We start from the raw sequence: 24,951 nt of genomic DNA on the forward strand, positions 1-24,951 counted from the left end.
AACAGCTGATGGAAACACGCTCGAACAACGTCCTCGTCGGCGCCTTCGTCCTCCTTTTCACCGCGGCGCTCGCGGTGTTCGTCGTCTGGCTCGCCAACGACAGCGGCGGAACGAAGCGCGAGTATGACATATTTTTCAAACAGTCGGTGGACGGTCTTAACAAGGGTGCACAGGTGCAATTCTCCGGTGTTCCGTCGGGTCAGGTGCGCGAGATCGCCCTCTGGCCCGACGATCCGCAGTTCGTGCGCGTACGGATCGAGGTGAACGAAGGCGTCCCGGTGCTGCAGGGCACGACCGCCGCGCTTGAAGGAGTCGGTTTCACCGGCGTGTCGCAGATCTCGCTCGACGGTGCGGTCAAGGGCGCGCCGCCGATCACCGACAAGGGGCCGGCGGGCAAGCCGGTAATCCCGACGCGCGTAGGCGGGCTCGGTGAACTGCTCAACACTGCGCCGCAGTTGCTTCAACGTCTATCGACGCTGAGCGAACGCCTTGCCGAACTCGCCGACGACAAGAATCAGGAAAGCTTCGCCAATATCCTGAACAATGTCGAAGCAATGACCGCGACGCTCGCGCGCAATGGCCCGGCGCTCGAACGCGCGCTCGCCGACACCCGGATCGCGGTTCAGCAGGCCGGTCAGGCCGCCGAGCAGATCGGGAGCCTCGCCGCCGCGACGCAGGGGACGATCGACCGCAACGTCGACCCCGCGATGCGCAATCTGCGCGACACGCTCGCCTCCGCGAACGAATCGATGAAGACGCTGGAGGGCGCGATTGCCGATGCGCGGCCCGGCCTAAAGACCTTCAGCGAAACGACGATCCCCGAAGCCAACGCGCTGATTCGCGACCTGCGCCGTACTTCAACCTCGCTGTCGAGCCTGACCGACAAGCTCGACCAACAGGGTGCGGGCGCTGTAATCAGCGGCAGCAAGCTCCCCGATTACAAGGAATGACGACCGCCATGATCCGCCGCCTACGCACCCCCCTGCTCGCCATGCTTGGCGCGGCAACGCTTTCGGCCTGCTTCAGTCTAGGCGGCAAGCCCCCTCCCTTCCTGCTGACGCTCGATCCCGATACGGCGCCCGCGGCGGGGGCGGCGCGCACAGCGGCCGAAGCATCGACGCTGACGATATTGATTCCGACCGCGCCTCAGAAACTGCGCACCCAGCGCATTCCGGTTCAACAGGACGACGCAAGCATCGCCTATGTCAAGGACGCGCAATGGGTGGAGGCGCCGCAGCGCCTGTTCCAGCGCCTGGTGTCCGAGACCGTCGCAGCGCGAACCTCGCGCGTCGTGCTCGACGAAGGGCAATATCTGACCGCGCCGGGCGAACAGCTTGCGGGCCAGCTCATGGAGTTCGGCGTCGATGCGCGCGCGAACGAGGCGGTCGTCGCCTATCAGGCGATGCTCGTCGCGGCGGGCGGCAAGACGGTCACCCAGCGCCGCTTCGAGGCGCGCGAGCCGATCGGCGGCAAGGTCGAGGCGAAGCCCGTCGGCGAGGCGCTGACCCGCGCCGCGAACAAGGTCGCGGTCGACGTCGCGGGCTGGCTCGGCGGCTAGGAGTCTTTTCCGTCGCCCGTATCCATTTCGATTACCCCTAAGGTAATCGCTTAGCCTTCGCCTCTGCCCTATCGTCGCTCCATCAGATCGACAGGAGGGACGGATGCACAGACGCGAAATCATGACATTGGCAGCCATCGCCACGGCGGGCGCCTTTTTCGCGCCGGCGCGCGCGTTTGCCGAAATCCCGGACGCCAAACGGCCCGCCGAGAGCTTCGTCGCCGCAAAAGACGGGACCTCGCTGTTCGTCTGCGACTGGGGCGCGGGTCGGCCCGTGCTATTTCTCTCCGGATGGGCTTTGCCGTCCGATTTCTGGGGTTACCAGATGCTCGCACTCGCGCGCAAAGGCTATCGCGCGATCGCCTATGACCGGCGCGGGCACGGCCGCTCGGCCGATCCGGGGCGCGGCTATGACCATGACACGCTCGCCGACGATCTGGCGGCGGTGATCGACGGGCTGAAGCTCGACGGCGTGACCATCGTCGCGCATTCAATGGGCGGCACCGAGGTCGCGCGTTATTTTGCGCGGCATGGCGGCCGCGGCGTCGCGCGCGTCGTGCTCATCGGCACGATCACGCCTTGCCTGGTGAAGCGTCCCGACAATCCCGATGGCATCGATCCGGCGACACTCGCTGCGGGCGCCGACCTGCTTGCGCGCGACTTCCCGGCGTGGATTGCCGCCAACACCAAACCCTTCTTCACCTCCGAGACCTCTGCTGCGATGGTGACGTGGGGCCAGAATATGATGATGTCGACCTCGCTGCTCGGCGCGGCGCAGCTCGCGCAAGCGAATTTCGCCACCGACTTCCGGACCGACGTGCGGAAAATCAATGTCCCGACGCTTGTCATCCACGGCGACCGCGACGCCTCGGCGCCGCTCGCACTGACGGCAAGGGCGACCGTCGCGCTCCTTCCGGACGCGACGCTCAGCATCTACGGGGGCGCCCCACACGGCTTGCCGCTCACGCATGTCGAACGGCTGAACGCCGAGCTCCTCGCCTGGCTGGCGAAGGGCTGAGCACGCGCCGCTTGCCTTTGGCGCACGGCGCGCCTAGAGGCGCGGCCGCGGCAGGTCGCTGCCGCTGCGTGCAGCCTCTTTCGGGTTTCCGGCTGCGCCCGTCCTTTCGAGCCCGCAGACTTGAAAGGACCATGCCATGGCGTGGGTCATCCTCGCGATCGCCGTTGTTACCGAAATCATCTGGGCGCTCAGCCTGAAATGGGCGGCGACGATCGGCAGCTGGCAGGCTTCGATCGTTCCCGTTTCGCTGAGCTTTCTCAACATGGCGCTGCTCGCTTTTGCGATGCGCGGCATTTCGGCCGGGACCGCCTATGCGATCTGGACCGGGCTCGGCGCGATCGGCGTGATCGTCGGCGGTATCATCCTGTTCGGCGAGAAGGTGAGCGCGGTACAGCTTGGCTTCATGGCGCTGATCGTCATCGGCGTCGCGGGGACGAAGCTCTTCGCCCCCGCCTGACGGGTAGGATCAGCCGGCCAGGCTTTTCGACGCCTGCTCGGTCACATCGCGCGACAGCCCGGGCTGTGCGAGGATGCGCTCAAGCTCGGCACGCATGAGCGCCTGCCGTTCCTCGTCGAACCGTTTCCAGCGGCCGAGCGGCGGGATCATCCTCGCCGCGGTCTGCGGGTTCTTCGGATCGAGCGCGATGACGAGATCGGCGATCAGCCGATAGCCCGCGCCGTCAGCTTGGTGGAACGCGGCCTGGTTGCCTGTCAGCGCGCCATAGAGCGACCGCACGCGGTTGGGGTTCGCGAGCGTGAAGTCGGGATGCCGCGCGAGTTCCCTCACCGCATCGACGGTATCGGGGCGCAGCGACCAGGCCTGCACCTGGAACCATTTGTCGAGCACCAGCGGATTGTCGCGATAACGCTGATAGAAGATGTCGAGCGCCGCTACCCGCTCTTCGCTATCGCCATGCGCAAGCGTCGCGAGCGCCGCCTGCCGCTCGGTCATCCCGTCGGCGCGGGAAAAGATGCGAAAAGCCAGCGCCGCGGCATCGTCGAGACCCGCCGCCGCGAGATAGGCGAGCGCCACACCGCGCAGGCGCCGTCCGCCCTTGGCGGCGCGCGACAGGTCGGTCGCCGCGGGCGCATCGCCCGCGAGGACCGCACGCCATTCCTTTTCGAGCGCGGCACCGATCGCAGCCTGCAACGCCAGCCGTTCGCGGCGGATCGCATCGGGATCGACCGTCACCATCTGGTCGCCGATAAAGGCTTCGCTGGGAAGCAGTACCGCTTCGGCGACGAAGGCGGGGTCGTCGGCGCGGCCCGCCAGCGTCTGCGCCACGGCTTCGATCAACGCGCCGCTGCCACCGCCCTTGCCCGAAACCCCGGCAACAAGTGTATCGAGCATCAGCTGTTGCAACGCCTCGTAGCGCGCGAACGGATCGTCGTCGTGCGCGGCGAGCCAGGCGAGCTCGCCGTCCTCGCGCGCGAAATCGACAATCACCGGCGCCGAAAAACCGCGGTTGATCGAAAGCATCGGCCGGCTGCGGTACTGGCCCAGCGGCACCGCCATTTCGGCGCGATCGAGCAGCACGAGTTGCTCCGCCTCATCGCCATCGCGGCCGTCTGGATCATAAGCCTTGATACGCAGCGGGATCAGCATCGGGGCCTTGTCGGGCTGTCCCGGCGTCGGCGGGACGAGCTGTGCCAGATGCAACGTGCGATCGCCCGTCGCCGCGTCGGTTTCGATCCGCGCGGTGATCCGCGGCGTGCCCGCCTGCCCATACCACAGGCGGAACTGGGTAAGGTCGAAGCCGGCGCCATCCTCGATCGCGCGGACGAAATCCTCGCACGTCGCCGCTTCGCCGTCGTGGCGCTCGAAATAGAGGTCGGTGCCCTTGCGGAACCGTTCGGCGCCAACCATCGTGTGCATCATCCGGATGATCTCGGCGCCCTTGTTATAAACGGTGGCGGTATAGAAGTTGCTGATCTCCTGATAGCTGTCGGGGCGGATCGGATGCGCGAGCGGCCCCGCATCCTCGGGAAACTGCGCCGCGCGGAGCAGGCGAACATCCTCGATGCGCTTGACCGGCGGCGATCCCATATCGGCCGAGAAATTCTGATCGCGAAAGACGGTGAAGCCTTCCTTCAGCGACAATTGGAACCAGTCGCGGCAGGTGACGCGGTTGCCCGACCAATTGTGGAAATATTCGTGCGCGACGACGCCCTCGACCCCGTCATAATCGAGGTCGGTCGCGGTATCGGGGTCGGCGAGGATGTAGCGGGTGTTGAAGATGTTGAGCCCCTTATTCTCCATCGCCCCCATGTTGAAATCGCCGACCGCGACGATGTTGAACAGGTCGAGGTCATATTCGCGGCCATAAACCTCCTCGTCCCACTTCATGCTGTTCTTGAGTGCGTCCATCGCGTGGCCGGTGCGACCCTCGTCGCCCACGCGCACCCAGATGCCGAGTTCGACCACGCGCCCCGACATCGTCGTGAAGCTGTCCTTGTTGACGACGAGATCGCCCGCGACGAGCGCAAAGAGGTAGGAGGGCTTCGGCCATGGATCTTCCCACAAAGCCCAGTGCGTGCCGCCTTCCCCGTCGCCCCGATCGACGCAATTGCCGTTCGACAGGAGGATCGGGAACGCCGCCTTGTCGCCTTCCAATCGAACCTTGTAGCGGCTCAGCACGTCGGGCCGGTCGGGGTGGAAGGCGATGCGGCGAAAACCCTCGGCCTCGCATTGCGTGCAGAGCATGCCGTTCGAGGCGTAAAGGCCCATCAACTGGGTATTCGCCGCGGGGTTGATCACGGTCTCGATTTCGACCGTCGCCGCGGTGCGCTCACCCAGATCGACGATCAGGTCGTCACCATCCATGCGCCAGTCGTTCCAGCTCTCGCCGTCGACGCGCATCGCGGCGGGCGTCAGCCCGTCGCCGCGCAGCATGAGCGGCGCGGGCGCATCGGCATGGCGCACGACCGACAGCGCCGCAGCGACTTTCGTTTCGTCGAGCCCCAGCACGAAATCGAGCGCGATGTCCGGAACCTGCCACTCGGGCGGGCGATAATCGCCGCGATGGATGGTGACGGGAATGGCGGGCGTGGAAGAGAGGTCGGTCATCCAATCGATCTAGGCAGGACGCCGCCGACGCGCAATAAGGCGCGCGATGAGCCATATGCTGATTTTCGGAATGGGTTATGCCGCGAGCCATCTTGCCGGACGGTTGCGCGCGCGCGGGTGGGACGTCGAAGGAACGACGCGCGACGGGCGCGCAGGCGGCATCGCCTTCGACGATGAGCGCGCAGTGCACAAGGCATTGCGCGGCGCGACGCATATCCTCTCGTCGGTCCCCCCGGCCGAAGGCGGCGATCCCGTGCTCGACCGCTATGGCGGGGCCATCGCGCTCGCGCCCGCGACATGGACGGGCTATCTTTCCTCGACCGGTGTCTATGGCGATACGCGCGGCGCGTGGGTCGACGAGAGCGCGCCGGTAAAAGGCCGCCGCGCCGACCGCAACGCCGCCGATGCGGCATGGTCGGCGTTGCGCAGCGATGTGTGCGTCTTCCGCCTGCCCGGCATCTACGGGCCCGGACGTTCGATCCTCAATCGCATCCGGGAAGGTCGCGCGCACCGGATCGACCTGCCCGACCAGATTTTCAGCCGAATCCATATCGACGATATAGCGAGAGGCGTGATCGCCTCATTCCGGGGGCCCGCGGGCATCTACAATCTTGCCGACGACGAACCCTGCCACCAGAACCGGCTCGTCGAATGGGGCTGCGCAATGCTGGATGCGCCGTTGCCGCCGCTACAATCGCTCGAAGAAGCCGGCCTTTCGCCCGCCGCGCGTGCCTTTTACGCCGAGAACCGCCGCGTCGCGAACGGCAAAGCTAAACGCTTGCTCGGCTGGACGCCGCGCTATCCCACTTTCCGCGAAGGGTTGGCGGCAAGCGCCTAGATCAACACGTCGACGGTGTGGATCAGCACCCCGACGAGCCCGCCGACAAGCGTGCCGTTTATGCGGATATATTGAAGGTCGTCGCCGACCGCATTTTCCAGCCGGTCGGTGATCGTCTTCGCGTCCCAGCCGCGGATCGTGTCCGACACCAGCTTGAGCGCGGTTTCGCCATAGCTGTCGACGATACCGACGACGGCGCGGCGCGCATAGCGGTTGAGTGTGCGCTTGATGCCCGCATCCTCGCCCAGCATCGCGCCAAACTGGGTGACAAGTTCGCCGATCCGGCCCGCGAGCATCGTGTCGGGGTTGCGCGCAGCCTTGAGCAACGCGGTGCGCCCCTGCTCCCACAGGCCGTCGAGCCAGCGTTTGACAGCCTTGTTCTCGAGCAGTTCGTCGCGAACCTTGGCGACCTTCGCCTTGACCTCGGGGTCATGCTGGAGGTCGAGCGCCATCTTGGCGAGCCCTTCCTCGACGCGGATACGCAGCGGGTGCGTCTCGTCGACCGCCATTTCGCTCAGCAGTTTCGACAGGCCGGCGACGATGCGGTTCGAGATGCTCTCGTCGAGCCCGGTGAAGCGGACGATCGCGTTACTATTGTCGTGGACCATTTGGTGGATCAGATGCTCATTGAGTTCGAGTGTCTTCGATCCCCATTTGACCATCGCGTCGAGCAAAGGCTGATGCCGCCCCTCGGCGAGCGCCGCCTGCAGCGCCTGTCCGAGCAGCGGTGCGACGTCGAGTTCGCGAAGCCGATCGGCGATCGCCGACTTGACCATGCCGCCGAGCCGCTGTTGGTCGAGCGCGCCCAAGGCATCCGCAATGATCCGCGACGCGCCGAGCCGCAGCCGCCCGCCGCCCTCGCCCGGCTCGGACAGGAACTTGCCGACCGCACCCGCGACGTCGACCGTCTGCATCTTGCGCGCGATCAGACGCGGCAGCAGGAAATTGGTGAGCAGGAAGCGCGCGAGCGTATCGCCGATGCGGTTCTTGTTGCGCGGGATGATTGCGGTGTGCGGGATCGGCAGACCCATCGGGTGGCGGAACAGCGCGGTAACCGCGAACCAGTCGGCGAGTCCCCCCACCATCGCCGCTTCGGCGAAGGCGCGGACGAATCCGATCGCGGGATGGACGTCCTGATAATATTTGGCGCCGATGAAGACGAGCGCCATCACGATCAGCATGCCCGTCGCAACGACGCGGATATTGGAGCCTTTCGCCGCGATGGCGACGCCCATCGGCCGGCTGGAAGCGATATCGGTCATGGAAACCAAATGGCGAAACAGGGCAAAGGTTGCAACCGGCGCGGTCGGTCACCGCGCCGGTTGCCGTTCATGTCACTCCGCCGGATCTGGCGCGGGCGCCGCGTGCGGCCGCGTGTCGTCGCCCGGCTTGTACGTAAGCAGGTTGCGCGAGAAGAAGCGGCCCATGCGCCTTTCGATGCTGTCGGCCAGGCTGAAGCCTGCCGGCACGATCAGCAGCGTCAGCAGCGTTGACAGGATCAGCCCGCCAATCACGACCACCCCCATCGGCGCGCGCCACGCGCCGTCACCCGACAGCGATATCGCCGTGGGGATCATGCCTGCGACCATCGCGACCGTAGTCATCACGATCGGCTGCGCGCGCTTGCGGCCGGCATCCATCAGCGCGGCGGTCTTGCCGATGCCCTTGTCCATTTCCTCGATCGCGAAATCGACCAGCAGGATCGAGTTTTTGGCCACGATACCGAGCAGCATCAGCAGGCCGATGAACACCGGCATCGACACTTCCATGCCCGTGATCAGCAGGCCGAGCAGGCCGCCGAGCGGCGCCAGCAACAGCGACGACATATTGACCAGCGGCGACAGAAAGCGGCGATAGAGCAGCACCAGCGTCGCGAACACCAGCATCAGGCCCGACACGACCGCGATCATGAAGTTCTGCAGCATTTCGGCCTGCCATTTGGCATCGCCCTGGATGACCTTGCGGATTCCCTGCGGCATTTTCTTGATCGACGGCAACGCGTCGATCTTTTTCTGCGCATCGCCCGTCACCAGCCCGGGTGCGAGGTCGGCACCGATCACGATGCGCCGCGTCTGGTTGTAACGACGAAGCTCGGTCGGCCCGGCACCGAAGCCGATCTCGGCGACCGCCTTCAGGGGGACCGTCGTCCCGCGCGACGTCGGAACCGGCAGATTCTCGATCGTCGCAAGGCTGCGCCGCGAATCTTCGGACAGGAGCACGCGGATCGGGATCTGGCGATCGGACAGCGAGAATTTCGCCGCATTCTGGTCGATGTCGCCGAGCGTCGCGATGCGGATCGTCTGACTGAGCGCGGCGGTCGTCACGCCCAGTTCGGCGGCGAGGTCCATGCGCGGATTAACGATGATTTCGGGGCGCGGAATATCACCCTCGACCCGAACCGCCCGCAATTCCTTAAGCTTGCTCATCTCATCGACGATCTTGCGCGCATGGCGTTCGAGCGCCACCGGATCGTCGCCGCCGACGATGAAAGTGATGTCGCGGCCCGAAAAACCGCCCGACTGACTCTGGAACGACACGCGCGCGTCGGGGATCGCCGCCATCTTGGGCTGCAGGCCGCGTTCCCATTCGACGCTCGTCACCGGCCGATCCTTCTTCAGCGTCAGGAACGCATTCCCACCGCCGACATTGACGTCGTAAAAGGCATTCTCGACCACCGGGTCGTTGCGCAGGATGGCGTTGATCTGGTCCGCGATCGTCTCGCTCTGTGCAAGCGTCGAGCCCGGCGGCAGTTCATAGCGGATCTGACTGTAATCGCTGTTCGTGGTCGGCTGGAACTGCTGTGGCAGGATCATGAACAGCCCGATGCTCGACGCAAAGGCGAGGATGCCGATGCCCACGATCCACACGCGATGGTCGAACAACCGCGCATAGGCGCGCTGGAGCATGAACTTCGCCCAATTGGTGAACGCAAAACCGCGCATACCCGCAGCATAAGCAAGCGCCCCGCCCAAAATCATCAACAGGCTGGTCAACAAGAATGCCATGATCGCCGACAGCGGCGTCATCAGCAGGAAATGCAGCGCCGGGTTGGGCGCATCCTGACCTGCGGGGACCGGCTGGAAATATTGGAAAGTCAAGGCCAGCACCGCGATGCCAGCCACGATTAACGGCGCCAGGAAGAAGGTCAGCCGCGTCGGAAACGCCTCGTACCCCGACTTCACGACCTTCTGCTTCGAGCTGTCGAGCGTGAAGCCGAGAATCCGTTCGTAACGATCGATCCACGGTCCCTCAGCGTGACTCTGCTCGCCCTGCGCCGACAGGAAATAGGCCGCGATCATCGGGGTGATCATGCGCGCGACGGCAAGGCTCATCAGCACCGCGAAGACGACCGTCATCCCGAACTGGATAAAGAATTGCCCCGACACGCCGGGCATCAGCGCGACGGGCAGGAACACCGCGACGATGGACATCGTCGTCGCTACGACCGCCAGCCCGATCTCGTCGGCGGCGTCGATCGATGCCTGATAGGCCGTCTTGCCCATGCGCATGTGCCGAACGATATTCTCGATCTCGACGATCGCGTCGTCGACGAGCACCCCAGCCACCAGACTCAGCGCGAGCAGCGACAGGCCGTTCAGCGAAAAGCCCATCATCTCCATGAACCAGAAGGTCGGGATCGCGGACAACGGGATCGCGAGCGCACTGATCAGCGTCGCGCGCCAGTCGCGCAGGAACAGGAAGACCACGACGACCGCAAGCACGGCGCCCTCGATCATCGCAGCCATCGAGCTGCGATATTGCTCCTTGGTATATTCGGTGCGCGTGAACAGGATCTTGAAGTCGACCTTGGGATTGTTCTTCTTGATCTCTTCGAGCTTCTTCATCGTCTCGTCATGGATCGTGACGTCCGACGCGCCCTTCGCCTTCTCGATCGAGAAACTGAGCACTTGGCGTCCCGCGATTTTCGCAAGGTTGCGCTGCTCCGCATAGCCATCGGTGACCTTGGCGACGTCGGCGAGGCGAATCGTGCGGCCATCGCCGATCGAAATGCGCGTCTCGCCCAGCTGATACGCGCTACCCGCGTTGCCGAGCACGCGCACCGCCTGTTCGGAGCCCGCAATCTCGGTGCGCCCGCCCGCGGCGTTAACATTTACCTGCCGCAGTTGCTGGTTCACCTGGCTCGCGGTCAGGCCATAGCTCTGCATGCGCGCGGGATCGAGGATCACGCGAATTTCGCGATCGACACCGCCCGAACGGCGGACCTGGCTCATCCCCGGAATCGAAAGCAGCTCCTTCGCGATCGTATTGTCGACGAACCACGACAGCTGCTCCAGCGTCATGTCGGTCGCCTCGACCGCGAAATAGGTGATCGGGCCGCCGGCGATATCGACGCGCACGACTTGCGGCTCGAGGATGCCGTCGGGCAGGTCGCTGCGGATCTGCTGCACGGCCTGGTTGACATCATTATAGGCGCGGTCGATCGGCGTACCGATGGCAAATTGCACCATCGTCCGGCTACTGCCCTCGCTGACGTAGGACGACATTTCGTCGACGCCGCTCACGCCGCGAACCGCCGCCTCGACGCGCTGGGTAACCTGCGTCTCCAGCTCGGTCGGCGCCGCGCCGGGCTGGCTGACGATCACCTGCACAGCCGGAAATTCGACATCCGGATTGTCGTTGACGTCCATCCGGTTGAAGCTGACGAGCCCCGCGAGCAACAGCAGCACGAACAGGACGATCGGCGGCACCGGATTGCGAATGCACCAAGCGGAAATGTTGCGGAAACTCATGACTCAGACGCCCTTGTGCGAATGCGATACCGATGACCGGATTATTACGACGACTTCTGCAGTACCGGCTTCACCTTGTCGCCGACGTTGAGGAAGGCGCCGGCGAGCGTCACCACCCGTTCGTTGCCCGTGAGTCCCGACGCAATCGATACGCCGGCATCGCTGACGGCGCCGACCTTCACCGGCTTGCGCTCGATTTTGTCGTCTTTGCCGACGATCAGCACGAAATTGCCTTCGGCACCGCTCTGCACGGCGCTTTCGGGGAGCAGCGGCGCTTCCGCCGTGCCCGACACGAGCCGCGCGTCGGCGAAACCGCCCGGACGCAGCACCGATGAATAGGGAACCGCGATGCGAACCATGCCCTGGCGCGTATCCATGTTGACGACCGGAGACACCTGCCACACTTGCCCCGCGATCTGTGCATCGGTCCCGACCGGGGTGACGGTCGCACGCGTCCCCACCTTGACGCGCGCCAGATCGGCCTCGGCCATCTGCGCGAGCATCTCCATCTCGCCGCCGCGCGCCATACGGAACAGCACACCGCTGCCGGAACCGACAATCTGACCGGGTTCGACCTGCCGCGTCAGCACCAGCCCCGCCGCCGGCGCGACGATGTTGAGCCGGTCATTGCGCGCCGTCGCTTCGGCATATTGCGCCTGCGCCACGCGCACGCGCGCATTTGCGGCATCGCGGGTCGCGCGCTTGCGGTCCATATCGGCCTTTGAAATAAAGCCGCGGCCGACCAGCGCCTGCGCGCGTTCGAGTTCGGCTTGCGCGAGATCGGCGTCGGCCTGCGCGACACGGATCGACGCCGCGAGGCTTGCCGCCTGCTGCGCCTGCACCGAACGGTCGATCACCGCGAGCGTTTGTCCCGCGCCGACCCACTGGCCGGGCTCGACAAGTACGCGGACGACCTGTCCGCCCTCCCCGGCCACGCCGACCGGCATTTCCCGGCGCGCCGCGATCGTGCCGTTTGCGGCAATGGCCGCTTCGACCGATACCCGGCCCGGAATGATCACGGTGATGTTCGGAACCGCTGCCGCTTCGCCGCCGCCGGCATCGGCAGCGCCCTTGCCGCTTGAATAGGCATAGTAGGCGGCCGCCAGCGCCACAACGATCAGCACGACCGCAATGATCAGCCGCGTCCGCTTGCGTCGGCTGCCGTCGACCTCTTCGTAAAAGCTTTGCGTGCCCGCCAGGCTGTCCATCGAATCCACTTTCCGCTCGTAGTTCACGCCCAAAACCCTCCCTGCCCTGCGCGGCATCGTGACGCGGAAGGCGCGGACGCGCCTGCCCTCCCGATCCCGCACAACAGGATCAATCCTCTGTAGGTGTATTACCTAATTAAATCACCACTGGCAAGAGGCGAAACTTCGCCATCCCCCCTGCGCCCCGGAGCACGCGCCATAGACGCATTCTCGCGCGAATTCCAGTGATTGTGGGCATGAAAAAGGGCGGCCCGCCTTGCGGCGACCGCCCTCTTTTCCGCGCCGGCCCCGCCGGGGCCGGCTATCGCCGTTCGGCGGTCAGCGTACGCGTCCGCGGCGCAAGAGGTTGACGATCGCAAGCAGGATCACGGCGCCGATAAAGGCCGTAAGCAAGGTCATCGGATCGAAGGCGTCCCCACGCAGGTGGCCGCCGCCAAGAAAGCTGCCGAACAGGAAACGGCCGAGGATCGACCCGACGCAGCCGACGATGATGTTGAGGAAAATGCCCTGCTGGGCGTCGGTGCGCATCACTATGCTGGCAAGCCAGCCGATGATGCCGCCCATGATGATTGCAATAATCCAAGTCATAAGATCACCCCTACGATCGTGTTGGCGCCTGACCCTGCAGGCCTGTCATTGGTAACCCAAATATATGAAATCGCCTAGCGGAATGGCGGCGGTGACCCGCCGCCGCGCCAGTCAGCGGACGCTGCCGCGCCGTATCAGATTGATGATGCCGAGCAGCACCACCGCGCCGATGAACGCCCAGAGGAGCCCGATTGGACTGAAGGTGTCGAGGCTGGCGCCCATACCGAAAAAGCTGCCGAGAAAATTGCCGAGGAACGCGCCGACGATGCCGACGACGACGTTCAGGATGATGCCCTGCTGCGCATCGGTGCGCATGACGATGCTTGCCAGCCAGCCGATGATACCGCCGACGATCAATGTGATGATCAAACCCATGATTTTCCCTTCCCTGAACCGGCCGGGCGCGCGCCGACGGCCGGCAATTATCGAAACGTCCGGTCGTGTCCGGACATCGCTTCAGCGATAACGGGACAATGCCGTCGGGGATCGAAAGGTTCCCGGCCGGCCCGTCTGGGCGCGGCCGGGAAAAGGGGGATCGGTTCCTGATCGGGAACGTCTCCGGGTCGCGCTATGGCACTAAGCAGCCGCATTTGACGCTGGTGTGACGAACGTCACCGCCGCGAAAATAATTGAGGGGGCAACGGCTCGAGGAGCGCGTGTGTGCGGCGCGGAGCAAATTAGGAAAGAAGGCGATGCCGTGCCGCGTGACGCCGGACCGGCCGGCCATGCGAAATGGGGGCCGACATCGCTGCCAACCCCCACTATCCGGTTTTGCCCTGCCGGCTCCGTTTCGCTTCATCCCGGTCCGCTTCTCTCGCGATCAGCGGCCCGCAAAACGATGCGTCGCGATGCCCGCCGGAGCAATCCGGCGACGGTTTGGTCGGCCCCCTTTCGGGGGCCGGCCGCACCTGGAAAGCCCTTCATCATCTCTTCTTGCGTCCGCCGAAGCGGTCGCTGTCCAAGCGATGGACTGCATTTCCTGTACCCGATCGGGTTCGTATCAACTCGTGGGAATCGCTACGTTCCGTGATCAGGCTACCGGTCGATTTCCTCGTCTGTCCGTCCGTTCTCTTCCGGCTAGTCTTGCAACTACCCTTGATGTCCCGGTGGTCCGACGTCTCTATCGTCCGATGATTTGAAGCTGACATGAAGCGTTCGGGCCGCCAACAAAAAATGCGCCGAAAGCCGCCCAAAAGGGCCCACGCTTGTGGATAAGTCCGGCATTAGCAACAAGTGGATTCGCCGCAGCATTTTTGTAACAGCGCCGCAGCATTTTCGGATTCGCCGACGCGGACCGGGAAACACGAATCGGCTTGTTCATCCCGAATCGAGTCGACGACTCGCGCGTCAGGCGCGCCCCAGATCGCCCTTGCCCACCGTGCCCGACGCCATTTCGAGCATCCGGTCGAGGCTCTTGCGCGCGGCGAGGCGGAGGTCTTCGTCCATCTCGATCCGCGGCTGAAGGTCGCGTAGCGCGAGGTAGAGCTTCTCCATCGTGTTGAGCGCCATATAGGGGCAGATGTTGCAGTTGCAGTTGCCGTCGGCTCCCGGCGCGCCGATGAAATTCTTCTCGGGCAGTGCGAGTTCCATCTGGTGAATGATGTGCGGCTCGGTCGCGACGATGAGCGTGTCGCCGGGAAAGCTCTTCGCGAACTGAAGGATACCGCTCGTCGAGCCGACATAATCGGCATGGTCGACGATGTGCGGCGGGCATTCGGGGTGCGCCGCGACCGGCGCGCCCGGGTGTTGCGCCTTCAGCTTCAAAAGTTCGGTCTCGCTGAACGCCTCATGGACGATGCACACGCCAGGCCACAGCAGCATGTCGCGCCCGAACTTGCGATTCATATAGCCGCCGAGGTGGCGGTCGGGGCCAAAGATGATCTTCTGTTCGGGCGGGATCTGGCTGATGATAGTCTCGGCGCTCGACGAGGTGACGATGATGTCGCTGAGCGCCTTCACCGCCGCCGAGCAATTGATGTAGGTCAGCGCGATATGATCCGGGTGCGCTTCGCGGAAGCGCTTGAACTGTGCGGGCGGACAGCTGTCCTCGAGGCTGCAACCCGCGTCCATGTCGGGCAGGATCACGGTTTTTTCGGGCGACAATATCTTCGCGGTCTCGGCCATGAACTTTACGCCGCAAAAGGCGATGACCTCGGCATCGGTATCCGCCGCCTTGCGCGACAGCTCGAGCGAATCGCCGACGAAATCGGCGAGGTCCTGAATCTCGGGCTTCTGGTAATAATGCGCGAGAATGACGGCGTTGCGTTCCTTGCGGAGGCGTTCGATTTCGGCGCGAAGGTCGAGGCCCGAGAGATTCTCGCGGATGGGAGCAGTCATGGCATTTCCTTATATGGCTTAGCCTTGGCGCCCCCCTACACCCTGCCCCGCGACAGGGCAACGCGGTCAACCGCCAGCCAGCCGCTCCGCGAGCGCGATGACGGGGGGCGTCATCGACAGGAGATAAATGGTGAGCCGCACCGCGATGACAACCGCCGCGACCGCCTTCGTCGCCGGATGCACCCGGCCAAGCGTGCGGCGGTCGTAAAGCGCGACGATGCCGACGACGCCGAGTTGCACCAGTCCGACCGGAATGTCCGACCAGCCTATCATCAGCGGCATCGGGAGCAGCCGCCCCAGCGCTGGTTCGAGAATCACGATGGTCGCCCCGATCATCAGCCGCCGGTGCCAGTCGGTCGCGCGCCGCCGCCGGAGCGCCCACGCGACTATCGCACCGAAGGCCAACGACTCGGTCACCGTCAGCGCGAGGAAATAGGGCGGCGTGAAAAAGGGCGGGAAGCGGTTCAGGATAAGCGATGCGACGCCGGTGAAGATGCCGAGGCCGGTGATAAAGATCGCCAGCAGCCCGCCGATCCGCCCCAGTTGGCGGTGCCGCGCCAGATTATCGCGCGAAACGAACGTAGGCTGCGCGATCAGCAGCGCCAGCCACGCCAGCATCGCCACGCCGTGGACATGCACCCAAAACGGCGCCGCGACCGGATCGACGAAGCCGCGCAGCGCAAATTGCAGAAAACCAAATATGATGAATATCGCGAGGCCGATCGCCATGCGATGCCAGAAAAGCTCGACGCGCGCGGCGCCGCCTGTCGTTGTAGCCATGCCCGTTTCCCCTACCCGACCCGGCGGGAGAATAGCGTGGCCGAAAAAGCACGAAAAGCCCGGTTTTTACCCAGCCGATGCGTTGGCGAAACGCGCGGTCACCTTCGCGTCGATGCCCGCGGCCTTGAGCGGCATCGCGAAGCTCTGCTCGATCGCGGTGCGCGCGGCGCCCTGCGCGAGGCGCATCGGCGTCGTGCCCCTGGCCTGCTTGATCAGCTCTTCCTGCGCGCGCTTGCGATTGGCGGCGTCAAGCGTCTGTTCGGCGTCGGTCAGCGTCAGCAGGATTTCGCCGTCGCGATACTCGCTGATCGCATCGATATCGATCTCGGGACCCGCGAGGCGCAGCGGCGGCAGCGTGACGGTCAGCGCGTTGGTCGTCGCGTCCCAGTCGAGGTCCGACTGTTTGAGCTTACCGAGGTCGAGCTCGTAGCGGACCGTTCCCGGCATGATCAGCGTCTTCTTCGCGCTGAGCCCGAGCCGGCTCTGCGTCGAGGTCACCACCGCGACATAGCGCGCGGTGAAGGGAACCAGCACATTCTGTTCCTGCAATCCCTGCAGGCTCGCGGCGACGACGGTTTCGGGATCATAGCCGCGCTGCCAGTCCTGCCACGCACGCCAGCCGAAGAACAGCGCCAGCGCGAGGAGCACGACAAGGACCGCGCGGAAAAGGCCTTTGCTCACGCCACCAGCCTCCAGCTTTCGGCCTCGCGCGCGACGCGGCCACGATTTTCAAGATCGATCAGATGCGCGAGCACCGAACGGCCGGCTGCCCCCGTGAGCCGCGGGTCGAGCCCCTTGTACATATGTTTTACCATATCGGGGATGACGCTTGTGCCCTTTTCGAGTTCCCGCAATATCTGCCGCTCGCGCTGCTTGCGATGGCCGAGCATCCCGCGCACCAGTTGCCGCGGCTTGGTGACCGCCGGCCCGTGCGCGGGGTAATAGACGCGGTCGCCGCGATCATAGAGTTTCGACAGGCTCGCCATATAGGCCGCCATGTCGCCATCGGGCGGGCTGACCACGCTGGTCGACCAGGCCATGACATGATCGCCGGTGAACAGCGCGCCCGTTTCGACGAGCGCGAAGCAAAGGTGGTTCGACGTATGCCCCGGCGTCGCGACCGCCTCGATCGTCCAGCCGTCGCCCGAAATCCGCTCGCCGTCGGTCAGGATCCGGTCGGGCGCATAGTCGGAGTCGAACGCCGAATCGGCGCGCGGGCCATCGTCGTTGAGCGCCAGCGGCGCGCAGCCGATGATCGGCGCGCCGGTCGCTTGCTTAAGCGGCGCGGCGGCAGGCGAATGGTCGCGGTGGGTGTGGGTGCAGAGGATCGCCGCGACGCGCTGGCTTTCCACCGCGCGCAGGATGGCATCGACATGCCCCGCGCCGTTGATGTCGGCGGGATCGCCGATGCTCAGCCCCGAGCCGGTCGGACCCGGATCGATCACCGCCACATCGCTGCCCGCGCCGACGATCCACGTCTGGGTGCCGGTGAAGGTATAGGGTGAGGGGTTCGGCGCGAGCACGCGGCGCACCAGCGGCTCATGCTGTTCGCACTCGCCGGCGCGGATGCTGTCGGGCCATGGCTTTTCGTCGCTCATGCCGCCCATGTGGCATCGCACGCCGCGAAGGAAAAGGGACGAAGGCCAAAAATCGGGACGCGAAAAAGGGAGCGACATGGGCCGCTCCCTTCCCCGCCCCTGCCGCCGGCCCCACCGGGGAGCAAAGGCCGGCGTCGAAGCTGGTCGGGCTCAGTGGCCCGATTTCTCCATATCGGCCATCGCCTTTTCGAGATCGGCGGCGACCTTGGCGCGCATCTCCTCTGACATGGTGTGCGCCCATTTGGCCTGGGCGAAGCTATCGCGCGCCTTCTTGAGCGCCGACAGCCGTGCTGCCCGACTCTCCGCCGTGTCGCCGCAGGAGAACATATGGACGCTGCTGTGCTTGTTGCCGTCCGTCTCTTCCTGCTTGACGAGCGGCGCTGCCTTCGTGCCGTCGCCGCATTTGCCCATGATCACCGTCTTGCCGTCCATCGACCAAGCGACGCGCGGCATCGGCGGCAGGGGCGGCATCGGGGGCATCGGCGCCATGACCGTGCGGATCCGTTCCTTGCGCTTCGCCTCCAGCCTGTCGGCGATCGCTTCGGCGCGCTTGCCCGAGATGCCCTGCTCCTTGAGCGTCGCGAGGACATCGTCGCGCGAAAGGCTGCCGGGGGTGCGGATTTCGATACGCCGCGCCTCGTCCTTGCCATCGATGCGGGCGGACATGGCGGCGGGCGCCTTTTTGCCGTCCTCGCGGATCACGATCCGATGGACTTCGCGCTTTTTGCCGCCCTCGTCGTTCGTGACATCGTCGCGATGCTCGGTGAAGACCATGACGCCCGGGGCCTCGAGGGCTTCGGGCGGCAGCGGCGCTTCGGGCGGCGCGGGGACATCGGCCGTCTGCGCCTTTGCCACGACGATGCCCGCCGGAACGAGCGTCGCGGTCGTCGCGAGCACCGCCAGCGTCGCGCCGCCGACGAGCAGCCGGCCGACAAGGCCGCGCTTTTTCGAAATATCCTGCCGCGTCAACATCGTCAGCCTCTCCTGCAGATTGTCGTGCACCGCCATCGGTGCGGCGAGCGACAGGCGCGGGCCGACCGCCGCCTTGACGATCGCGGTCGCATAGCTCGCCGTCCGGTCGCGACCCTCCCGATCGGCCTCCTCCCGATCGACCATGCTCAGGACGCGCGCGTCGCACGCGGCCTCCTGGTCGAAGCGAAAGGCGCGGATCGCGCGCCAGGCGAAGGGGTTGAACCATTGGGTCGCGAGCAGCACGAGCGCCACGCTGTTTGCCCAAAGATCGCCGTGGCGATGGTGCGACAGCTCGTGATCGATTGCCAGCGCGCGCTCCTCGGCAACATAGCGCGCGAAGAAATCGTGCGGCACCGCGACATAGCGCTGCCACAGGCCAAAGGCGACCGGGCCGTCGACCGCATCGGACATCACCAGCCGGATGGCCCCGATGGGCTTCAGTTCGACGGCATCGTTCAGAACCTCGCGCCGAAAGCGGCGGTGCGACACCATCGCCGCGGCCAGCACGGCAGCCACTCCGGCCGCCCAAATGGCGAAGAGGAGCGGGGTCAGTTCGGCGAGCGACCAGAAGGGCTCGGCGACCGCTCCGGGCGCGGCGACCGGCAAGCCGACCGGCGCAATTTCTACCGCCTCAGCCACAGGCGCGGACATCACCATCACCGGGTCGGCGAAAGGCAGCGGCGGCAGCACCAGCCGCAGCGCAGGCACCACCCACAAGGCATAGGTCAGCCGCGGGCCGAAATGCCGTGCAAAGGGTTTGCGGATGATCAGGACCAGGAGGACGAGAACCGCCGTGGTCATCAGCGTGTCGCCCCACGCGCCCAGCAGCAGCGCGGCGCTCACGACTTGAGCTTCTTCAAGAGCGCCTCGATCTCGGCGATGTCGGTATCGGAGAGCGCCTCGCGGTCGGCGAGATGCGCGATCAGCGGGCTGACGCGGCCGCCGAACAGGCGATCGACGAAACGCTGCGATTCCTCGCCGACGGCGTCGGCGCGCTCGATCGCGGGGCTGTAGAGATAGCGCCGGCCGTCGGCCTCGGCCGTCACCGCACCCTTCTGGACCAGCCGCGCGAGCAGCGTCTTGACCGTCGCCTGCGTCCAGCCGTTGATGGTGCCGATACGCCGGGTCAGGTCGGCGGCGGTCTGCGGGGCCTTGTCCCACAGCGCCGACAGCACCTGCATCTCCGACTCGCTTGCTCGTTCTGCCATGCGGACCCCTCCCATTGGCACCCGTCGATCTGATGCGACTACAAATGTAGTCAAAGGGCTGAACGCTTGCTGAACGAAGCTGAACGGTATTGTGTCGGAATATTTGACACCGTTCGTCATCGGTAAGAAATTGCTAACCAGCGTCTTGCGCCGGAATCCGCAAAGCCCCGAAACTGGCACAGCACTTGTATATTATCATGTGTTCCCGAGTGTTCCGCTCAAATGGAGCGGTGGGGGGCATCGGTCTGGTCCCTGATGCCCCCTGCCCCCGCCCGGGAAAACCCCACTTACCCCCGATGCAGACGGGGGGCGGAGCGGCCGAAAGGCCCCGCCCCCCGGACGCTTTTTCAGCCCCTCGAAACTTCTGGCATGCCGAACAGAGCGGCCAGGTTCGCACGCTTCGAAAGGAGGTCGGCCGGACTGTAGCGGTCGAGCACCGTCATGAACGCGGCGAGCGCCTCGGCGAGCGCGCCTGGCAGTCCACACGCAGGCGACCGTCAAATCGACCGCCCCCGCGCTCGAAAAACACGGCCTCGCGATCACCACGGCGATGTACGCGCGGTTGTTCGAGAATGAAGAGATCAAAGCGATGTTCGATCGCGCCGCGCAGACGAGCGGCCAACGGCCGAAGCGCCTCGCCGCCGAGATTCTCGCCTATGAATATGAAGACGCCGAAGCCTCCTTATGTCGTCATCCACTCACCACCCCAAAGCGGACAAAAAAGCCCGCCGGAACCGAAGCTCCGGCGGGCTTTTGTTCTCCGGGAACGCCCCCTTATTCGGCGCGCGTGGGAATCCCGTCCATCAACGTGTGCAGTTCGCCTGCTTCCCACATTTCCATCATGATGTCGCTGCCGCCGACGAACTCGCCCTTCACATAAAGCTGGGGGATCGTCGGCCAGTCCGAAAATTCCTTGATGCCCTGGCGGACTTCCATGTCCTGCAGCACGTCGACGGTTTCATATGCGATACCGAGCCGGTCGAGCATCGCGATCGCGCGCGAGGAAAAGCCGCACTGGGGAAAGAGCGGCGTGCCCTTCATGAAGAGCAGCACGGGGTTGTCGGCGACCAGCTTGGCGATGCGGTCGTGAGTAGCGGGGTCGGTCATTGTCGGTCTCCGGTCAGGCGCGCCATCGCGCCCGCAAAACATCTTCCCCCTATGAGGGGATCGCGGTCGTCAATTGCAAGGCATGAAGTTCACCGCCCATGCGCCCGCCGAGCGCGGCATAAACCGCCTTGTGCTGCGCGACGCGGGTCATTCCCTGAAAGGATGCGCTGACGACATGCGCCGCATAATGGTCGTTGTCGCCGGCGAGGTCGGTGATCGTCACCTCCGCGTCGGGAAAGGCCGCGACGATCATCGCCCGCAGATCATCCTCGCGCATTCCCATGACGATCGCCTCAGTTCTGGCTGTCGATGAACTGGCGGCGCGCTTCGGCGGTCTTGTCGTTCAGCGCAGCGCGGATTTCGGCGTCGCTGATCTCGACGCTCGCGGCGGTCAGGTCGCCCGCAAGCTTGCGGATAACGTCCTCGTCGCCCGCTTCCTCGAAATCGGCCTGCACCACCGCCTTGGCATAGGCGTCGGTTTCCTCGGGGGTCAGTCCCATGCGCTCGGCCGCCCATTCACCGAGCAGCCGGTTACGGCGCGCGGTGATCCGGAACTGCACCTCCTGGTCGCGTGCGAATTTCGTTTCGAAAGCCCGTTCCCGATCGTCGAATGCGCTCATCTTGTCCTCGTGCCAATGAATCTCCCTTTGCAGATAGGTCGGCCACCCCGGCGGCGCAAGCCGCCTGTGCGGCAGATCACTTCCCTTTCGCTTACGAAGGGTTTAGGGTTTGTCGTCAAGGGAATGGGTCGTACCGCAGCAATGGAGACTGCGCCTTGCCGGCATCGCGTCGGCACGGCGCCTTCGCGCTTGTGTTTGGGGGATTGGGTAATGGCCGCTCGACGTTCGCATTTCGCGCCGGTTCTGGCTGCGCTGGCCTTGGCCGCGCCGGGAACTGCGCGGGCGCAGGGAGGCGATCCGACGCTCCGCGACAGTTTTGCGATCGGCGAACAGGGCGGCTCGCTGTGCGAGGTGCAGGCCACCGTCCAGGACCGCGTGATCGAGGGCATGTTCGACCGCGCCTGGACGATCATCTGCCGCGATGCCAGCCAGCCCGTCGGCACGGTGCGCGTGCTGCGCGCCGACGCCGATACGGCGCGCGCACGGATCGAACGCGCCCGTGCGGGCACGATCGTCTGCGCCGCCGATGGCACGTGCAAGATCGCGAACAGCGACGTCGCGTGGACGACGCGGGTCGAAACCGACGGCGACACAAGCTACAGCGTCGAAGGCTTCGCCGCCTATGACGATGCACTCAGGATCGCGCTCGAATCGGTGCGCCAGCGCCGGGTCGCCCCCGGCGTGATCAAGGTCGCGACAATCTCGGTCGGCGACAATGACGGCTTCGCGCGCACGCTCGCGGGGACGATCGACATCGACAAGGCGCTCGCCGAGGGATATCGCCGCAACCATAGCGGCGACTATGCCGAGGCCGCCGAATTTTTCGAGGCGCTGTCGCGCCGGGCGGAGGGCGAACAGGCAGCGGCCGGCATCGACCCTACCGAATTCACGCTGAACCGCGCGCTGCAACGCTCGAACCTTGGCGAATTCGCGGAAGCCGAGCGCCTGTTCGCCGAGGTCGAGGCGATCCCGACCGGCGACCCGGTCCAGCTCCGCCTCCGCCGCAATTTCCGCGCGATCAACGCGCTCAACCAGCGCGATTATGATCGCGCGGCGGTACTGCTCCAGGCGCCGATCGCCCCGCTGACCACCGGCGTGACGGTTGCAGGCGACGCGGTAACACTGACCCCCGAAATCGTCGCCGGCGTCAACAGCGGCGACAATGCCCGCCTCGTCCGTCAGGCGAACGATCGCGAGCGGCTTACCCCGACCGAGCGCGCGCAAATCATCGACGCGCAGGCGGTCCACCTGCTCGGCACCGTCGAACGGCTCCGCGGCAATGCCGAGGCCGCGAAAACCGCCCAACTGAAAGGACTCGGCGACGCGCTGGCCGTGCGTCAGGGCCGCGTGACCTCAATCATCCGGCTGCGCTCGCAGATGCTCGGCGAACTCGCCCTGGCCGAAGAAGCGATCGGCGACATCGGCAGCGCCGACGCGCGTTTCACCCAATCGGTCGACCTGCTCGCGGTCGAATATCCCGAAACCACTGCGCTCGCCTCGGCGCGCGCGCGCTATGCCGCCTTCCTCACCCGTCACGCGCAGGACGAAAAGGCGATAGGAATCTATGGCGAGGTCGTCACCGCGCTCGCGAACTCGCAGCGTTCTACCGCGGGCATGGCGAATATGATGGCACCCTATTACCGGCTGCTGGCGAACCGCGCGGCGACAGACCCGGCCGCGGTCGGCGAATTCTTTGTCGCGAGCCAGCTTCAGATCCGCCCCGGCGTCGCCGATACGCAGGCGGTGCTGGCGCGTGAACTGTCGAGTGGCAGCGACGACGGCGCGCGGCTGTTCCGTCAGGCGACGACGCTGAACCGCGACATCGAGCGCGCACGGATCGAAGACGCCCGCCTCGCGCAGCTTCCCGAAACGCCCGAAGTGGGTGCGCTGCGCGCCGACATCAGGACGCAGCTCGACAATCTGGCGTTCCAGCAGTCCGAAACCCTCGTCCAGCTGGCGGCCTTTCCGCAATATCGCGTCGTCGCGTCGGGCAAGCTCGACCTTGCCGAATTGCAGCAGGTGCTGCGGCCGGACGAAGCCTATCTGAAGATGCTCGTCGTCGGCGAGGGCGTCTATGCGCTGTTGATCGAACCGGATGGCGCGCAACTCTGGAAATCGGACATCGGCGCGTCGGAGCTCGACCGGGCGGTCGACACGATCCGATCGACGATCTCGATCGTCGAAAATGGCCGCCGCGTTACCTATCCCTTCGATGCCGCAACCTCGTACAAGCTCTACGGCCAGCTCTTCGGTCCCGTCGCTGCAAAGCTACCGGCGGTGCCGCACCTGATCTTCGAACCTGACGGCGCGATGCTGCGACTGCCGATCAATCTGCTGATCACCGCCGACACGGGGCTCGCCGACTATGAACAGCGGAAACTCGACCCCGACGCCGATCCGTTCGACATGCGCCAGATCGCTTGGCTCGGCCGCGCCACACGGCCAAGCACCGCGGTATCGACGCTCGGTTTTCGCAACGCGCGGCAAGCGCCGCCGTCCAAGGCGAACCGTCAATATTTCGGGCTCGGCGAGAATCTGCCCGTCGAGGGCCGCCTACCCTCGCTCGGCACCCGCGGCGCGGCGGACGGCAGCGTCGACGCCGACTGCCTGTGGGACGTCGCGCAATGGGGCCGCCCGATCTCGGCCGATGAGCTGATCACCGCGCGCGATGCCGTCGGCCGCGCCGCCGGAACCCTTCTCACGGGAGGCGCCTTCACCGACACGGCGGTCAAGAGCCGCGCCGACCTCGCCGACTATCGCATCATTCATTTCGCGACGCACGGCCTCGTCACCGCGCCGCGCCCGTCATGTCCGGCGCGCCCGGCGCTCGTCACCTCGTTCGGCGGCGGCGAGTCGGACGGCCTCCTCACCTTCCAGGAAATCTTCGACCTCCGGATCGACGCCGACCTCGTCATCCTGTCGGCCTGCGATACCGCCGGGGCGGCGAGCGTCGCGGCGACGCGCGAGACGGGGCTTTCGGGCGGCGGCAGCGCGCTCGACGGGCTCGTGCGCAGCTTCATCGGCGCCGGCGGCCGCTCGGTGATCGCCAGCCACTGGCCCGCGCCCGACGATTTCGACGCGACCAAAAGGCTGATCGGGGGCCTGTTCACCGCCGGCGAGGGGGCAAGCGTTGCCGACGCATTGTGGGCGACGCAGATGCGATTGATGGACGACCAGCAGACCTCGCACCCCTATTATTGGGCGGGCTTCGCGATCATCGGCGACGGCGGTCAAAAGCTGCTCGACCGCGTCACAACCACCGCGCGAAGGGGAGAGGCCGCCGGCCGCGCCGGCCGCTAAT

Annotated in this window: 21 protein-coding genes and 1 pseudogene; 7 read left to right on the top strand and 15 right to left on the bottom strand. The window is 65.5% G+C overall.

Annotated features, from left to right (window positions below):
• Window positions 1-8 precede the first annotated feature (8 nt).
• The 4 genes from E5675_RS14650 to E5675_RS14665 all read left to right on the top strand — a co-directional run bounded on the left by E5675_RS14650 (window position 9) and on the right by E5675_RS14665 (window position 3,033).
• Entirely contained in the window at window positions 9-950 is a 942-nt protein-coding gene (locus tag E5675_RS14650) for an MlaD family protein (RefSeq protein WP_136175164.1), read from the top strand.
• An 8-nt stretch (window positions 951-958) separates the two neighbouring features.
• Window positions 959-1,558, top strand: a complete 600-nt coding sequence (locus tag E5675_RS14655; RefSeq protein WP_136175165.1) for an ABC-type transport auxiliary lipoprotein family protein — start codon at window positions 959-961, stop codon at window positions 1,556-1,558.
• A gap of 103 nt (window positions 1,559-1,661) precedes the next feature.
• Window positions 1,662-2,576, top strand: coding sequence for an alpha/beta hydrolase (locus E5675_RS14660; protein WP_247594633.1), 915 nt, complete (start codon window positions 1,662-1,664; stop codon window positions 2,574-2,576).
• Between the two features lie 136 nt (window positions 2,577-2,712).
• Complete coding sequence (locus E5675_RS14665) at window positions 2,713-3,033, top strand: SMR family transporter (RefSeq protein ID WP_136175166.1); 321 nt, start codon at window positions 2,713-2,715, stop codon at window positions 3,031-3,033.
• 9 nt (window positions 3,034-3,042) lie between these two features.
• On the opposite strand, the gene pepN is transcribed toward E5675_RS14665, so the two are convergent.
• Window positions 3,043-5,643 (bottom strand): aminopeptidase N, encoded by a 2,601-nt coding sequence (gene pepN, locus E5675_RS14670; protein WP_136175167.1) that lies wholly within the window; start codon window positions 5,641-5,643, stop codon window positions 3,043-3,045.
• A 46-nt stretch (window positions 5,644-5,689) separates the two neighbouring features.
• Between pepN and E5675_RS14675 the strand changes: the two genes are divergently transcribed.
• Window positions 5,690-6,481: an SDR family NAD(P)-dependent oxidoreductase gene (locus E5675_RS14675; protein WP_136175168.1), complete on the top strand. Its 792-nt coding sequence runs from the start codon at window positions 5,690-5,692 to the stop codon at window positions 6,479-6,481.
• On the opposite strand, the gene E5675_RS14680 is transcribed toward E5675_RS14675, so the two are convergent.
• The 11 genes from E5675_RS14680 to E5675_RS14730 form a co-directional block, all read right to left on the bottom strand.
• Entirely contained in the window at window positions 6,478-7,743 is a 1,266-nt protein-coding gene (locus tag E5675_RS14680; RefSeq protein WP_136175169.1) for a DUF445 domain-containing protein, read from the bottom strand. The genes E5675_RS14675 and E5675_RS14680 overlap by 4 nt on opposite strands.
• Window positions 7,744-7,815: 72 nt before the next feature.
• On the bottom strand, window positions 7,816-11,232 hold the full coding sequence (locus E5675_RS14685; RefSeq protein ID WP_136175170.1) for an efflux RND transporter permease subunit: 3,417 nt from the start codon (window positions 11,230-11,232) through the stop codon (window positions 7,816-7,818).
• Window positions 11,233-11,276: 44 nt separating this feature from the next.
• Window positions 11,277-12,440 carry an efflux RND transporter periplasmic adaptor subunit gene (locus E5675_RS14690; RefSeq protein ID WP_168707977.1) on the bottom strand — a complete coding sequence of 388 codons (1,164 nt, stop codon included), beginning with the start codon at window positions 12,438-12,440 and terminating at the stop codon, window positions 11,277-11,279.
• A 318-nt stretch (window positions 12,441-12,758) separates the two neighbouring features.
• Window positions 12,759-13,028, bottom strand: coding sequence for a GlsB/YeaQ/YmgE family stress response membrane protein (locus E5675_RS14695; protein ID WP_136175172.1), 270 nt, complete (start codon window positions 13,026-13,028; stop codon window positions 12,759-12,761).
• A 111-nt stretch (window positions 13,029-13,139) separates the two neighbouring features.
• A complete protein-coding gene (locus E5675_RS14700; protein WP_039572182.1) occupies window positions 13,140-13,403 on the bottom strand; it encodes a GlsB/YeaQ/YmgE family stress response membrane protein in 264 nt (87 codons plus the stop codon).
• Window positions 13,404-14,375: 972 nt separating this feature from the next.
• On the bottom strand, window positions 14,376-15,365 hold the full coding sequence (gene nadA, locus E5675_RS14705) for a quinolinate synthase NadA (protein WP_136175173.1): 990 nt from the start codon (window positions 15,363-15,365) through the stop codon (window positions 14,376-14,378).
• A gap of 66 nt (window positions 15,366-15,431) precedes the next feature.
• Window positions 15,432-16,145: an adenylate cyclase gene (locus tag E5675_RS14710; RefSeq protein WP_136175174.1), complete on the bottom strand. Its 714-nt coding sequence runs from the start codon at window positions 16,143-16,145 to the stop codon at window positions 15,432-15,434.
• Window positions 16,146-16,211: 66 nt separating this feature from the next.
• Window positions 16,212-16,826, bottom strand: coding sequence for a DUF4230 domain-containing protein (locus E5675_RS14715; protein WP_136175175.1), 615 nt, complete (start codon window positions 16,824-16,826; stop codon window positions 16,212-16,214).
• Window positions 16,823-17,743, bottom strand: coding sequence for an MBL fold metallo-hydrolase (locus E5675_RS14720; protein WP_136175176.1), 921 nt, complete (start codon window positions 17,741-17,743; stop codon window positions 16,823-16,825). The genes E5675_RS14715 and E5675_RS14720 overlap by 4 nt, the downstream gene beginning before the upstream one ends.
• A gap of 150 nt (window positions 17,744-17,893) precedes the next feature.
• A complete protein-coding gene (locus E5675_RS14725) occupies window positions 17,894-19,558 on the bottom strand; it encodes a M56 family metallopeptidase (RefSeq protein ID WP_136175177.1) in 1,665 nt (554 codons plus the stop codon).
• On the bottom strand, window positions 19,555-19,923 hold the full coding sequence (locus tag E5675_RS14730; RefSeq protein WP_037555531.1) for a BlaI/MecI/CopY family transcriptional regulator: 369 nt from the start codon (window positions 19,921-19,923) through the stop codon (window positions 19,555-19,557). Before E5675_RS14730 ends, E5675_RS14725 begins: the two co-directional genes overlap by 4 nt.
• 472 nt (window positions 19,924-20,395) lie before the next feature.
• On the opposite strand from E5675_RS14730, the pseudogene E5675_RS21760 reads away from it, so the two are divergent.
• Window positions 20,396-20,581, top strand: a pseudogene (locus E5675_RS21760) (hypothetical protein); the annotation flags it as partial.
• A gap of 116 nt (window positions 20,582-20,697) precedes the next feature.
• Here the strand turns inward: E5675_RS21760 and grxD are convergent.
• The 3 genes from grxD to E5675_RS14755 are packed head-to-tail and all read right to left on the bottom strand — an operon-like array spanning window position 20,698 to window position 21,650.
• Window positions 20,698-21,030: a Grx4 family monothiol glutaredoxin gene (grxD, locus tag E5675_RS14745; RefSeq protein ID WP_136175178.1), complete on the bottom strand. Its 333-nt coding sequence runs from the start codon at window positions 21,028-21,030 to the stop codon at window positions 20,698-20,700.
• Window positions 21,031-21,079: 49 nt separating this feature from the next.
• Window positions 21,080-21,313 (bottom strand): BolA family transcriptional regulator, encoded by a 234-nt coding sequence (locus E5675_RS14750; RefSeq protein WP_136175179.1) that lies wholly within the window; start codon window positions 21,311-21,313, stop codon window positions 21,080-21,082.
• A 10-nt stretch (window positions 21,314-21,323) separates the two neighbouring features.
• A complete protein-coding gene (locus tag E5675_RS14755; protein ID WP_136175180.1) occupies window positions 21,324-21,650 on the bottom strand; it encodes a DUF1476 domain-containing protein in 327 nt (108 codons plus the stop codon).
• A gap of 210 nt (window positions 21,651-21,860) precedes the next feature.
• On the opposite strand from E5675_RS14755, the gene E5675_RS14760 reads away from it, so the two are divergent.
• Window positions 21,861-24,950, top strand: a complete 3,090-nt coding sequence (locus E5675_RS14760; RefSeq protein ID WP_136175181.1) for a CHAT domain-containing protein — start codon at window positions 21,861-21,863, stop codon at window positions 24,948-24,950.
• Window position 24,951: the final 1 nt, after the last annotated feature.

This window comes from Sphingopyxis sp. PAMC25046 (assembly GCF_004795895.1).
Lineage (GTDB): Bacteria > Pseudomonadota > Alphaproteobacteria > Sphingomonadales > Sphingomonadaceae > Sphingopyxis.